Source organism: Dokdonella sp. (genome assembly GCF_017744955.1).
Lineage (GTDB): Bacteria > Pseudomonadota > Gammaproteobacteria > Xanthomonadales > Rhodanobacteraceae > Dokdonella_A.
Genome location: NZ_JAGIAG010000001.1, coordinates 955,804 through 969,281, shown reverse-complemented (window position 1 = coordinate 969,281; position 13,478 = coordinate 955,804). Strand labels below are relative to the sequence as shown.

The window sequence follows — 13,478 nt, the reverse complement described above, 5'->3', positions numbered from 1 at the left end:
GCGCGGCGCGCCTTTCGTCGGATATGCGGCTGGCGCTTCCGGGGGTGGATGGCAGATGGCGGCGCGGCTGCAGTCTTGCAATGCGCAACGGCGCCCCCAGCTTGCAGCGGGTCGGGGTTTGGGCTCAAATGGGACGTGGATTTCGCGTCCCGCCGCATCCCTTCCCGTGCCGCCCAACCGCGCAAGTGTAGCGGAACCCCGCCTTCGGCGCGCGGCGGCCGGTCGTTCCCCCTTTTTGGAGAGTCATCGTGAGCGAACTCATCTCTCATGTCAGCGACGACCAGTTCGAGACCCAGGTCCTCAACTCGTCCGAGCCGGTGCTGGTCGATTTCTGGGCCGAATGGTGCGGCCCGTGCAAGATGATCGCGCCGATGCTGGACGATCTGGCCGGCACCTACGAGGGCAAGCTGAAGATCGCCAAGATCAACGTCGACCACAACCAGAAGACTCCGCGGACCTACAACGTGCGCGGCATTCCGACCCTGATGATCTTCAAGGACGGCAAGGTGCAGGCGACGCAGATCGGCGCCGTCAGCAAGTCCGCGCTCGCCAACATGATCGACAAGGCGATTGCCTGAAATGCCGTGATTGGTGATTCGTGATTCGCAAAAGGCGCCTCCGCCGTGCGGCTGCCCTGCTCGATCCGAATCACCAATCGCCAATCACGAATCACCGCGGCGCCGCTTTACGCCCGCCAATCGCGGTGCTAACGTAGTTCTCAAGCGCTCTAGCGCCCGGGGCCACAGCCGCCCCGCCCGCTTCTTCCCCGAGATCTTCCCTCCCCAGCTTCACCAACGGCGCCCAGCGAGGATTGCCCGTGTCCGAAAACGAAACGAATGAGAACGGCCCCGTCGCCGTAGCCGAAGGCCGTGCCGAAGGCCGCCGTCCGCGCGGTTCGCGCACTTCGCAGAACGCGCCGCAGGAAGCCGCCGCCGACAGCGTGCCGGCCGCGACACCGAACGAAACCGCCGCGCCGAGCGCGGAAGGCGGCGGCGCAGCGCCGCAGCAGTCCGGCAACAACCAGCCGCAGCAGCAAGGCCAGGGCGGTCAGAATGCGCAAGGCCAGGGCGGCCGTCGCGGTCGCCGCGACCGCCGCAACCGCCACGGCGGCAACCCGCAAGGCCACAACAACCCGAATTTCGACGAGGAATACGACGAGCGCAACGGCGGCGGCAACGGCCCGCTGATCGACCTCAACGACCTCAAGCGCAAGTCCGCCGCCGACCTGCTCACGCTGGCCGAAAGCCTCGGCGTGCAGGAAGGCGTGGCCCGCGCGCGCAAGCAGGACATCATTTTCCTGATCCTGAAGGCGCACGCGCGCGCCGGCGGCGGCATCTACGGCGAGGGCGTGCTGGAGATCCTGCAGGACGGCTTCGGCTTCCTGCGCGGCTTCGACGCGTCCTACCTCGCCGGCCCGGACGACATCTACGTCAGCCCGAGCCAGATCCGCCGCTTCAACCTGCGCACCGGCGACTACATCACCGGTCGCGTGCGCCCGCCGAAGGAAGGCGAGCGCTACTTCGCCCTGCTCAAGGTCGACGACATCAACGACGAGCCGCCGGAAGCGTCGAAGAACAAGGTCCTGTTCGAGAACCTGACGCCGCTGTTCCCGCGCAAGGCGTTCCATCTCGAGCGCGGCAACGGCTCGTCCGAGGACATCACCGGCCGCATCCTCGACCTGGTCGCGCCGATCGGCCGCGGCCAGCGCGGCCTGATCGTCAGCCAGCCGAAGGCCGGCAAGACGATGATGCTGCAGAACGTCGCGCAGGCGATCGTGCACAACCACAAGGACGCGCACCTGATCATCCTGTTGATCGACGAGCGTCCGGAAGAAGTCACCGAGATGCAGCGCACCGTGCGCGCCGAGATCGTCGCCTCGACGTTCGACGAGCCGGCCGTGCGCCACGTGCAGGTCGCCGAGATGGTGATCGAGCGCGCCAAGCGCCTGGTCGAGCACAAGAAGGACGTGGTGATCCTGCTCGACTCGATCACCCGCCTCGCCCGCGCCTACAACACCGTGGTGCCGAGTTCGGGCAAGGTGCTGACCGGCGGCGTCGACGCCAACGCGCTGCAGCGCCCGAAGCGCTTCTTCGGCGCCGCGCGCAACGTCGAGGAAGGCGGCAGCCTGACGATCATCGCGACCGCGCTGATCGACACCGGCTCGAAGATGGACGAGGTCATCTACGAGGAGTTCAAGGGCACCGGCAACATGGAAGTGCACCTGAACCGCCGCATCGCCGAGAAGCGCGTCTACCCCGCGATCGACATCAACCGCTCCGGCACGCGCCGCGAGGATCTGCTGATCGATCCCGACCAGCTGCAGAAGATCTGGATCCTGCGCAAGCTGCTGCATCCGATGGACGAGCTGGCGGCGATGGAGTTCATGCTCGACAAGATGAAGAACACCAAGACCAACGACGAGTTCTTCTCGTCGATGAAGCGCGGCGGCTGAAGTCCCCGCCCGGACGCAGGGCCCGCCGCACGGCAGGCCCTGCGCTCGCCCGGCACGTCCCTGTGCCGGTCCGAACCGCCTTCTAGTTGGACGCGCTGACGAAACCCGGCGTGTTGGTGATGAAGGTGTTCGCCGCCTGGATGTCGAAGCTGCCCCACCCGGTCGTGTTGTCGTAGCCGGCCTTGGCCGAGTAGTAGGTGGCGGTCGGTCCGTTCTGGCCCTGCGTCACGTCGTGGAACGGATAGCTCGACGAATAGGCGTACAACGCCTTCGGCGCGAAACCGATGCCGTTGCCGTGCGCCGACTCGAGCCGCGCCCACGCGCCGACGAACAAGGGCGAAGCGAGGCTGGTGCCACCGTTCAGGTAATAGCCCGCGCTGCGCGTGCCGCTGGCGCTGAGGTAATAGGCGATGGGCGAGTTGTCCCAGTCGGCGTCGAAGGCGACGTCCGGAAGCTGGCGATAGCTGCCGCTCAGCGCCGATTGCCAGGCCGGCTTGGCTTCGTAGCCGCTGACGCCGCCGCCGCCGTAGGGCCAGGCCACCTCGCCGACGTAGTTCTGGCTCGCATCCGTCGTCAGCGTGGTGCCGCCGACCGCGATCACGTACGGCGAGTTCGCCGGATCCGAAACGCCGCGCTGCGTGCCGTAGCTGCCGTTGCCGTTCGGGATGCTGCCGCAGGCATAGGCGCCGTTGTCGCCGGAAGAGGCCGAGAACGTCTGCCCCTGCGTCACGCCGATCTTGAACTGCGCATCGGCGAACGAGGCGGAGGTTTCGCAGCCGCCCCAGGACATGTCGACGACCTTGGCGGTGTCGTCGCTGACGGCGCGGTTGATCGTGTTGAGCAGGTTCGCGTCGGTCGCCGAGTAGGACGCGTAGAAGGTCAGCGACTTCACCCCCCCGCTGATGCCGACGATGGCCTGCGCGTCGAGCGCCCATTCGCCTTCACCGGAATTGTCCCGGCTCGTGCGTCCGACGGTCACCACCGAAGTCGGCACGGCGGTGATGCCGTAGTCCGACTCGTAGTGCGCCAGATCGCTGACCGACTTGGTCATGCTGCCCCAACCGATGATCGCGACCGCCGTGCTGCGTCCGTTCGGCGTGTTGCCGGCGTGATAGACGGTCTGGAACTGATGCGGAAAGTAGTAGTTGGTGGTGGCCGTCACGGACGCGCCGCCGTGCCGGCCTTTCGCCGCGCCGAGCGGTTGCGGATCGCGCGAATAGGTGTGCATCCGGTTCAACGTCTGCAGGCCGTAGACGCCCTGCACGATGCCGCCGAGGAAGGCCGGAACCTGCGCGTCGCGCACGTTGGCGACGTCGTCGCCGTTCTTGCTCGCCACGCGCGCGAAATCCGTGTTGAAGGCGCGCCGCGCAGTGCCGGCGGTGCCGTCGGCGGTCACCAGCAGCCGGTTCGCGGCAATCTCGACGTTGGCGTAGCCCATGCCGGTCAGATAGTCGGCCACGGCCTGCGCCTGATCGGCGGTCGGCGCGAAGTTTTCCGTCGACTCTTCGCTGGTCAGCCACTGGTGATAGGCGACGCTGCCGGGGCGCTGCTGCTCGACGATGTAGTCGTCCAGCAGTTTCTCGTTGCGCAGCTTCAGGGCGACGACGATCGGCATCGGTGCGGTGTCGGCGACCGAGCCGGTCAGCGACGCGCGGCTGATGTCGACCGCGCGCGTGGCGGTCTGCGTCCACGCATAGTCTCGAGCCTGCACCGGCGCGGCGACCGCGGCGACGGCGGGTAGTGACAACACCAACGACAGCGCGACCGCCAGGCGCGTGGGACACGCGTGGGAACCGCTCGTTCTGTGGATCATCGTACGCTCCTCGAAGAAGGGGTGTCCCTCCAGCGTCGTGGAGGGACGCTCTGCGGATCGGCTCCAGCCGACCCGTGCCGGGCTGCGTGGCGGATCGGGCGAGAAGCTTCCCCCGGCTTCGGAATCGACAGTGAAACCCAGGGGATCGCGCGACGAGCGATGGCCCACCCCGACTCCGTCCGGCACATCGATTCCCGCACGACCGACATCGCAGCGAACCGACGCTAACCAAACGAAGCTTTCAAAATCCTGACGATGCGGGCGGGAAATTCACAGCCGACGGCGGGTGGATTTCGCCGGGATGTGCGAAGCGCGGCACAGTCGTGATTTCTCGGCCGCCGGAGGGTGTACTGGCCCTCTCACGAGAATCCATCCATGGAGCGCCTCCCGTTCGCCATCCATGGCTCACCCTCAACCGCCGGAGGGCGGAGCGGCTCTCTCACGAAAATCCATCCATGGAGCGCTTCCCGTTCGCCATCCATGGCTCACCCTCAGCCGCCGGAGGGCGGAGCGGCTCTCCCACCAGAGTCCATCCATGGAGCGCTTCCCGTTCGCCAACCATGGCTCACCCTCAGCCGCCGGAGGGCGGCTTCGACCAGCGTGCCAGCGCCTCGCGCGTGCGCTGGCGGCCGAGTTCGATCAGCTCCTCGGCGCGGTGGAATTCATAGAACGCGCAGGCGTTGCGCGGAATGGTGATCAGAAGATCCGGCGGCTGCGCGGCGAGTTTCAGCCGCGTGATGGTTTCCTGCACGATGTCGAGCGAGCGCGCGAACAGTTCGAACGCGCCCGGCTCGTGCGCGGCACCGCGCTTGGCGCGCCTGGCGAACTGCGTCTCGATGAACTCGGCGATGCGATGCCGCGGCCGCGCCGGCGCGGCCGGCGCCAGGTCCGGCACGCCGCCGACGTTCGGATCGTCGCCGCCGGACAAGGGCTCGGGCGCCGCGTTGACGTCGACGGCGATCGTCGCGTCGGTGCGATCGCGCAAGGTCGGCGAGACCGGCAGCGGATTGAGCAGGCCGCCGTCGACGAGCAGGCGACCCTGGTAGTGGTGCGGACGGATGATCGTCGGGATCGCGATCGAGGCGCGGATCGCGTCGAACAGCGGCCCCTTCGAGAACCAGACCTCGCGCTGCTGGTCGAGGTCCACCGCGACCGCGGTGTACGGGATCGGCAGCTCCTCGATGTCGGTGTCGCCGGCGAGATCGCGCAGCACGCCGATGATGCGATCGCCCTTGATGAAGCCGCCGCCGCTCAGCGTCCAGTCGAGCAGGCGCAACACGTCCAGGCGTTGCAGCGGGCGCACCCAGTCGGCGTAGCTCGCCAGCTTGCCGGCCGCATAGATGCCGCCGACCAGCGCGCCCATCGAACTGCCGGCGATCGAGCGGATCGCGTAGCCGCGCGCCTCCAGCTCCTCGATCACGCCGATGTGCGCGTAGCCGCGCGCGCCGCCGGAGCCGAGCACCAGCGAGACCGAGGTGCCGCGCTCGGGCGCGAGATCCTGCGACGAGCTCGGCAGCGCGGTCGGTTCGTCGTTCACGCCGGCGCCCCCTGATACGCGCCGAGCGCGAGCTGCAGCAGGATCTTCATCTCTTCGCGCAAAGACACCGGCGCGACGACTTCCGCGTCCGGGCCGTACTTCAGCACGTCCATCAGCAGCTCGCGCGAGTTCGAATAGGGCAGCTTCAGTTCGTAGCGGCCGTCCGGCAGACGCGCGCCCTGCTGCTGCGAATGCCAGTGCTCGTCGGCGACCCAGCGCGCGGCGTGCGTGGAAAAGCGGATCGTGGCCCAGGCCTTCGGCGCGCCGGAAAAGATGCCGTAGCTCGAAGCGAGGTGTGCATCGAGTTCGGTGCTCTCGCGGTCCAGCGCCGGCTCGTCCTGTGGCTGCGGCTCGCGGATGCGGTCGAGCGCGAAGCTGCGCAGCGCGTCGCGGCTGTGGTCCCAGGCGTCGAGATACCAGTTGTCGCGGTAATGCGCGAGTCGCTGCGGCGAGACCGTGCGCTCGGTCTGCGCGTCGGTCGAGCGCGCGCGATAGCGGAACTTCAGGCGCTGGCGATTGAGCAGCGCGCCGGCGACGACGCGGAACGCGTTCTGGTCGAGCCTGCGCGAGCCGCTGGCGAGCACGCGGATGCGTTCGACCGGCAGGGCGCGACCGCTCGAATGGTCCGACAGCAGGCGCTCGATGCGCGCGCGGAACGGCGCCAGCGCGCCGGCCAGCACGCCGGGGTCGGATTTCACCAGGAGCTCGTTCAGCGCGAGCAGCGCGGCGAGTTCCTCGCTGGTCAGCCACAGGCCCGGCAGCTCGAAGCGTTCGGCCTCGTCGGCGGCGTAGTGGAAGGTCGCCTCCTCGCCGCCGCCGCTCTCGATCGGCGCGCCGAGCGCGTCGCGCAGGAACGCGATGTCGCGGTACAGCGTCGCGCGCGAGCAGGCCAGCTCGTCCTTCAGGCGTGCGAACGGCACCGGATAGCGCGCCGACTTCAGGAGGCGATGCAGGGTCAGGATGCGTTCGTAACGGTCCATGGCGCGCAATGTGAGGGCGGTCGATCCGGCTAGTTTGTCACAGCCGCCGGCGCCGCTCCGCGGTCTTCGTGCGATCGTCCACGACCGCTGCCGCGACGGACGCATCGCACGCCTCCGTCACGCCGCCTCCTTGCAGGGCCCTGCTCGTGCTTTTCCGCTAACGCCCGGACACATGCGGATTGCCCGGCACGTACCAGCGCCACGGCTCCTCGGCCGCGCGCGTGATGCCGATGCGCGGCCCGACCGCCGGCTCGGCCGGCGGCGGCGTGCCATCGCCGGCGATGCGCACGCGCCCATGCAATAGATCGACGCCGTCGTCGGCGCCGTCGATGCCGAACGCCTGGCACAGCCGTGCCGGACCGCTGCACAGCTCGCGCTCGCTGCGCGCCCGCGGCCGCGCCAGACGCATCCGCTCGATCCCACGCAGCGGCTCCAGCGCGCGCAGCAGCACCGCCGTGCCGTCGCCGCAGGTCGCGTTCGCGCACCAGTGCATGCCGTAGGTGAAGTACACGTAGAGATGGCCGGGCGGCCCGAACATGGTCGCGTTGCGCGGCGTGCGGCCGCGGAACGAATGCGCCGCCGCGTCGATCGCGCCGCAATAGGCTTCCGTTTCGACGATGCGGCCGACACGCCCGTCGGGACCGAGCAGGAGCTTGTTGAGCAGATCCGGCGCGACCTCGCGCGGATCGCGCCGATAGAACGAGCGCGGCAGGATCTTCGGTTCGGCCATGATTCGAGCGGGACGTGAGTGCGGAAGCGTCCGCCATTGTAGGCAGCGCCGGCGGCGCATCCGCTACCATGGCCGCTTCGCCAGCCGCACACCGTTGCCGTGCCGCACGCTCATCTGAATCTGAACCTGCCCACCGGCGACGAGATCGCCACGACCACGTGCTACATGTGCGCGTGCCGGTGCGGAATCAGGGTGCATCTGAAGGACGGCCGCGTGCGCTACATCGACGGCAATCCCGCGCACCCGGTCAATCGCGGCGTGATCTGCGCGAAGGGCTCGGCCGGCATCAAGCAGCACTATTCGCCGGCACGCCTGCGCAAGCCGCTGCTGCGCGTCGGCGAACGTGGCGCGCGCGAGTTCCGCGAGATCGAATGGGACGAGGCGCTGGCGCTGGCGACGCAGTGGCTCGGCGACATCCGCGCGCGCAATCCCGACGAACTCGCCTTCTTCACCGGCCGCGACCAGAGCCAGGCGCTGACCGGCTGGTGGGCGCAGGCCTTCGGCACGATCAACTACGCCGCGCACGGCGGCTTCTGCTCGGTCAACATGGCCGCCGCCGGCATGTACACGCTCGGCGGCAGCTTCTGGGAATTCGGCGAACCCGACTGGGCGCTGACCAGGTACCTGATGCTGTGGGGCGTGGCCGAAGACCACGATTCCAACCCGATCAAGCTGGGCCTCGGCCAGCTCAAGACGCGCGGCGCCAAGATCGTCGCGATCAACCCAGTGCGCAGCGGCTACGGCGCGATCGCGGACGAATGGGTGCCGATCAATCCGGGCACCGACGGGCTGCTCGCCGGTGCATTGATCCACGAGCTGCTGCGCGCGGATCGCGTCGATCTCGAGTATCTGGTGCGCTACACCAATGCGCACTACCTGGTGATTCGCGATCCGGGCGGCGCCGAGGACGGATTGTTCGCGCGCGATGCGGACGGTCATCCGCTGTGCGCGGTGCGGGCATCCGAGGATGCGGCGGCGGCGCAAGACTTCCCTCACCCCGGCCCTCTCCCGCAAGCGGGCGAGGGAGAATGGCAGTCACCTGCTTCGCGTGCGGGAGAGCAAGAACCGCCGTCACCTCTCCCGTGTGCGGGAGAGGTCGCGCCGCAGGCGCGGGTGAGGGAACCCGGAGCGAAACGCCCCGGCCCGACAGTGACCCGCGCCGACGCCCCCGGCATTTCCCCGCTCGTCGTCGGTGAAGTCACCTTGCCCGACGGCCGCCGCGCGGTTCCTTCGTTCCAGTTGTTCGCCGAACGCTATCTCGCCGACGACTACGCACCGGATGCAGCGGCTCCGGTCTGCGGCGTACCGGCCGAGACGATCCGCCGCCTCGCGCGGGAACTCGCCGAAGCCGCATTCGAGCAAGCCATCACGCTCGACCAGCCCTGGACCGACGCGCACGGGCGCGAGCATGCGCAGATGACCGGCCGCCCGGTCGCGATGCACGCGATGCGCGGGATCAGCGCGCACGCCAACGGCTTCCACACCTGCCGGACGCTGCATCTGCTGCAGATGATCCTCGGCGCGATCGACACGCCGGGCAGCTTCCGCTACCAGCCGCCGTATCCGAAATCCGCACCGCCGCCCAATCGCCCCGGAAAATCGCGCAAGCCGAACGGCGCGCTCGACGCCGGCCCGCTCGGCTACGTGCACGCGCCGGAGGATCTCGTGGTCGACGCCGGCGGCAGTCCGCGCCGCATCGACAAGGCGTTCTCCTGGGAGCACCCGCTCGCCGCGCACGGCATGCTGCAGAACGTGATCGCCAACGCGGTCGCCGGCGATCCCTACCGCATCGACACGCTGTTCCTGTTCATGGCCAACATGGGCTGGAACTCGGCAATGAACACGACGGCGACGCGCGAGATGCTCTGCGCGCGCGATCCGGCCACCGGCGAGTATGCGATCCCGCGCATCATCTACGCCGACGCCTACGATTCGGAAACGGTCGCGTTCGCCGATCTGGTGCTGCCGGACACGACCTATCTCGAACGCTACGACTGCATCAGCCTGCTCGATCGGCCGATCTCCGACGCCGACGGCGCCAGCGACGCGATCCGCCGGCCGGTGGTCGCGCCCGATCGCGACGTGCGCCCGTTCCAGGACGTGCTGCTCGACCTCGGCGCGCGCCTGAAGCTGCCCGGCCTCGTCGACGACGACGGCGCGCCGAAGTATCCGCAGGGTTACGCGCAATACATCGCCGAGCACGAACGCGCCCCCGGCATCGGCCTGCTCGCCGGCTGGCGCGGTGCGGACGGCACCAAGGCCGGCATCGGTCTGCCCAATCCCGACCAGCTCGAACGCTACGCCGAGCACGGCTGCTACTGGCATCGCGAAATCCCGGCCGCGGCGCGCTACTACAAGATGGCCAATCGCGACTACCTGGACTGGGCCAAGTCGCTCGGCTTCGTCGGCTCGAACGCGCCGATCGTGCTCGAGTTCTACTGCGAGCCGCTGCAGCGGTTCCGCCTCGCCGCGCAGGGACACGGCGCGACGCAGCCGCCGCCCAAGGATCGTGCGCGCGTGGCGCGGTATTTCGATCCGCTGCCGTTCTGGTACGCGTCGCTCGGCGGATCGCCGCTGACGACCGCGGATGCCCGCTCCCGCGCGCACGACGTCGACGACTTCCCGCTTTCCGCGATCACCCAGCGCCCGATGTTCATGTATCACGCCTGGGGTTCGCAGAACGCCTGGCTGCGGCAGATCGCGACGCGGAATTTCCTCTACCTGCACCCGCAGACCGCCGCCGCCAACGGCATCGACGACGGCGACTGGATCTGGCTCGCCGCGCCGCGCGGCCGCATCCGCGTGCAGGCCCGGCACCACGCCAGCACCGCGCCGGGCACGGTGTGGACCTGGAACGCGATCGGCAAGCGCAGGGGCGCGTGGAAGCTCGCCGGCGATGCGCCGGAGAACCGCGACGGCTTCCTGCTCAACCACCTGATCGGCGAATCGCTCGACGACGCGAGCTACGCGAACGCCGACCCGGTCACCGGCCAGGCCGCCTGGTTCGACCTGCGCGTGCGCATCGAACGCGACCCGTCGCCGTGCGAGCCGGGCCATCGGATCGAGATGTCGACGGCACCACGGAATCCGAAGGCGGACGCCGCATGACTTCGCTGCCCTCCCCGTCGCCGAAGAAGCTCGGCCTGGTCATCGACCTCGACATCTGCGTCGGCTGCCACGCCTGCGCGGTCGCGTGCAAGGAATGGAACGACGGCGGCGAGTTCGGCCCGCTGCCCGACGCCGATCCCTACGGCGGCGAGCCGAACGGCGTGTGGTTCAATCGCGTGCACACCTACGCGGTCGAACAGGAAACACCGCAAGGCGCGCGCGAACTGACCGTGCATTTCCCGCGCTCGTGCCTGCACTGCGAGACGCCGGCCTGCGTCACCGTCTGCCCGACCGGCGCCAGCTACAAGCGCGCCGAAGACGGCATCGTGCTGGTCGACGAGGACAAGTGCATCGGCTGCCAGCTCTGCGCCTGGGCCTGCCCGTACGGCGCGCGCGAGATCAGCGCGAAGAAGGGCACGATGCAGAAATGCACGCTGTGCGTCGACCGCATCTACAACGAGACGCTCGACGAGGCCGACCGCCAGCCGGCCTGCGTGATGGCCTGTCCGACGCGCGCGCGGCATTTCGGCGACCTCGGCGACGCGCAATCGCCGGTGTCCAGGCTCGTCGCCGAACGCGACGGCTACGCGCTGATGCCGGAGTTCGGCTACAAGCCCGTCAATCGCTACCTGCCGCCGCGACCGCGGCGCGACGGGGCGAGCGCGTCACCCGCGCCGGCCCGCGAAGAAACGCTGGAGCGCGAAAAACTCCCCGGCGTGCTGCGCTGGCTCGACCGCGTGCTGTCGCGCTGAGGCAGGCCGATGCGACCGACCTTTTCGATCATCTGCTTCACCGTGCTGTCCGGCATTGGATACGGCGCATGGTTTCTCGCGGGCATAAGTCTTGCCACGCACCCACTTTGTTTCGCCCTGGACGAATCCTCAATGAGCCGCCTTCCAGGGAGTCTGTGCAATCTTCCACTCACAAACCTGGTGAGCTTCTTACTCGCCTTCGCACTGGTAGCTACGGGGTTGCTCTGCTCATTGGCGCATCTAGGGAAACCCAAACGCGCCTGGCGCGCTCTGTCGCAGTGGCGCAGCTCATGGCTGTCACGCGAGGGAATCGCCGCGCTAGTGACCTTCGTTCCAGCGAGCCTACTTGCATTGACCGGGTTCCTCGTCTGGACGACCAACCATCCCTCTTGGGTTTTCGCGCCCTTCTGGAGCATGTTCGCCCTGCCGCTTCTGGGAATATGCCTCTCGGCCGGGGCTCTGATAACGGTCTATTGCACGGCGAACATCTATTCAAGCCTCAAGACCATTCGGGCGTGGCACGACCGAAAGGTCGTGGCAGCCTATCTGCTCCTGGCGCTCTACGGTGGGCTGCTCTTCGCCACGGCAATGGCGCGTAGCGACTTCGCGTGGATGTCCGTGCGGGACGCCCTATGTGTCATCACCGTTATGGTCGCGATCCCATGCGTATGGCTGAAATATCGCTACTGGCGCTCGCTCGACACGCAACCACACATCAGCACTGGCCATGCAGTCGGCCTCGAACTCCTCGGCATCACGCGTCCGCTGGAAGCGCCGCACACAGAGGAAAACTATCTGACGCGCGAAATGGGCTTTGTGCTTGCCCGCAAGCACTCGCGTAAGCTGCGCGCGATCGCCTTCGGGCTGATCCTCTTCTCACCGATAGTCGGGTTCCTGCTTGGTCTTGCGATCGGTCCGGCGGCCTCCTGGCTTGCCCTAACAGGGGGCACGCTCGGCCTGTTCGTCGAACGCTGGCTGTTCTTCGCCGAAGCGCGCCACGCGGTGATCGCCTACTACGGCCGCTGAACCGCGCCGTCCGCAACGCTTGTTCACCGGGCGGTTCACGCAGGGTTTAGTCCGCGTGCATACCATCGCGCTCCAACCGCAAGCCCCCCTTGCGGTTTTTTTTTGAAGATTTTCGCGATCCGTGCGGATCGCCGCAGCGAACCCGATGGCGCGTGCCGGTGCCGTGGCGCACTCGGGCGATCTGACTGCGACCGTTCTTTCGGTCGCTTTTTAGAAGAACTTCCCCGCTTTCTTAACGTCCCGAGGAGAATTCCATGAACAAGCATCTGCTTCCGCTCGCCCTGCTCGCCGCGCTGCCGCTCAGCGCCGTCGCCGCCGAAGACTATGGCTGGTCCGGTTCGGGCGAAGTCGGCTTCGCCGCCGCGCGCGGCAACGCCAAGTCCGAGAACCTCAACGCCAAGCTGCAGTTCGCCAAGGAAGACGAGACCTGGAAGCACAACTTCTACCTGACCGCGCTGCGCGCCAAGGGCGAAGTGAAGACGCCGTACATCGACGGCAACGGCGACATCGGCTTCCGCAAGGCCTACGAGCTGAACGCGAACCGCTACGAGACCGGCCTGTCGTCGGCCTACAAGCTCGACGAGCGCAGCTACATCGTCGGCGCGCTGCGCTACGAGAACGACGACTTCTCGCCGTTCGACTACCAGGCGGTCGCCTCGATCGGCTACGGCTACACGATGCTGAAGAACCAGAGCGACGAGCTGTCGTTCGAAGTCGGCCCCGGCTACAAGCGCTACAAGCCGGTCGACGTGCTCGGTCCGGAAATCGTCGACGGCCGCGAAGTGCGTCACCGCTTCGACGCGGAAGGCGAAATCGTCGGCCGCGGCCTGATCGCCTACAAGCACAACTTCAGCGACACGACCTCGTTCGTGAACACGCTGCTGGTCGAATCGGGCAGCGACAACACCTTCATCCAGAACGACGCCGGCCTGCAGGTCGCGATCAACAAGTCGTTCGCGCTGAAGGTCGGCTATCAGATCCGCCACAACTCCGAAGTCGCGCCGGGCATCAAGAAGAACGACCAGCTGATGACGACCAACCTGGTCTACAACTTCGGCGCCAAGTAAGTCCGCAAGCCCG

The 13,478-nt window shown here is 67.8% G+C and carries 10 protein-coding genes; 6 read left to right on the top strand and 4 right to left on the bottom strand.

The features are described 5' to 3' along the window. Positions 1-248: 248 nt before the first annotated feature. Together trxA and rho are read left to right on the top strand one after the other, a co-directional pair. Complete coding sequence (gene trxA / locus J7520_RS03955; protein WP_291184283.1) at positions 249-578, top strand: thioredoxin TrxA; 330 nt, start codon at positions 249-251, stop codon at positions 576-578. A 362-nt stretch (positions 579-940) separates the two neighbouring features. Next, positions 941-2,452 carry a transcription termination factor Rho gene (rho, locus tag J7520_RS03950; protein ID WP_291184894.1) on the top strand — a complete coding sequence of 504 codons (1,512 nt, stop codon included), beginning with the start codon at positions 941-943 and terminating at the stop codon, positions 2,450-2,452. An 82-nt stretch (positions 2,453-2,534) separates the two neighbouring features. Here rho and J7520_RS03945 read toward each other — a convergent pair whose 3' ends face one another. From J7520_RS03945 to J7520_RS03930, 4 genes are all read right to left on the bottom strand, one after another. Further along, positions 2,535-4,265, bottom strand: a complete 1,731-nt coding sequence (locus J7520_RS03945; protein WP_291184280.1) for a S53 family peptidase — start codon at positions 4,263-4,265, stop codon at positions 2,535-2,537. A 571-nt stretch (positions 4,266-4,836) separates the two neighbouring features. Continuing rightward, positions 4,837-5,802, bottom strand: a complete 966-nt coding sequence (locus J7520_RS03940) for a patatin-like phospholipase family protein (protein ID WP_291184277.1) — start codon at positions 5,800-5,802, stop codon at positions 4,837-4,839. After that, positions 5,799-6,782, bottom strand: a complete 984-nt coding sequence (locus J7520_RS03935; protein ID WP_291184272.1) for a YafY family protein — start codon at positions 6,780-6,782, stop codon at positions 5,799-5,801. Before J7520_RS03935 ends, J7520_RS03940 begins: the two co-directional genes overlap by 4 nt. A 157-nt stretch (positions 6,783-6,939) precedes the next feature. Beyond that, positions 6,940-7,512 (bottom strand): DNA-3-methyladenine glycosylase, encoded by a 573-nt coding sequence (locus J7520_RS03930; protein ID WP_291184270.1) that lies wholly within the window; start codon positions 7,510-7,512, stop codon positions 6,940-6,942. Between the two features lie 99 nt (positions 7,513-7,611). Here J7520_RS03930 and J7520_RS03925 point away from each other — a divergent pair, with 99 nt between their 5' ends. From J7520_RS03925 to J7520_RS03910, 4 genes are all read left to right on the top strand, one after another. Next, the gene (locus J7520_RS03925) at positions 7,612-10,620 is read left to right on the top strand and encodes a molybdopterin oxidoreductase family protein (protein ID WP_291184267.1); all 3,009 of its coding nucleotides are present in this window, start codon (positions 7,612-7,614) and stop codon (positions 10,618-10,620) included. Then, positions 10,617-11,372: a 4Fe-4S dicluster domain-containing protein gene (locus J7520_RS03920; RefSeq protein WP_291184264.1), complete on the top strand. Its 756-nt coding sequence runs from the start codon at positions 10,617-10,619 to the stop codon at positions 11,370-11,372. Before J7520_RS03925 ends, J7520_RS03920 begins: the two co-directional genes overlap by 4 nt. A 9-nt stretch (positions 11,373-11,381) precedes the next feature. Further along, positions 11,382-12,398 (top strand): DmsC/YnfH family molybdoenzyme membrane anchor subunit, encoded by a 1,017-nt coding sequence (locus J7520_RS03915; protein WP_291184261.1) that lies wholly within the window; start codon positions 11,382-11,384, stop codon positions 12,396-12,398. Between the two features lie 254 nt (positions 12,399-12,652). After that, positions 12,653-13,465, top strand: a complete 813-nt coding sequence (locus J7520_RS03910) for a DUF481 domain-containing protein (protein ID WP_291184258.1) — start codon at positions 12,653-12,655, stop codon at positions 13,463-13,465. Positions 13,466-13,478: the final 13 nt, after the last annotated feature.

Coding starts and splice junctions, on each gene's coding strand:
- J7520_RS03930 (WP_291184270.1), bottom strand. CDS start 7,512: ATGGCCGAACCGAAGATCCTGCCGCGCTCGTTCTATCGGCGCGATCCG.
- J7520_RS03920 (WP_291184264.1), top strand. CDS start 10,617: ATGACTTCGCTGCCCTCCCCGTCGCCGAAGAAGCTCGGCCTGGTCATC.
- J7520_RS03935 (WP_291184272.1), bottom strand. CDS start 6,782: ATGGACCGTTACGAACGCATCCTGACCCTGCATCGCCTCCTGAAGTCG.
- J7520_RS03910 (WP_291184258.1), top strand. CDS start 12,653: ATGAACAAGCATCTGCTTCCGCTCGCCCTGCTCGCCGCGCTGCCGCTC.
- J7520_RS03915 (WP_291184261.1), top strand. CDS start 11,382: ATGCGACCGACCTTTTCGATCATCTGCTTCACCGTGCTGTCCGGCATT.
- J7520_RS03945 (WP_291184280.1), bottom strand. CDS start 4,265: ATGATCCACAGAACGAGCGGTTCCCACGCGTGTCCCACGCGCCTGGCG.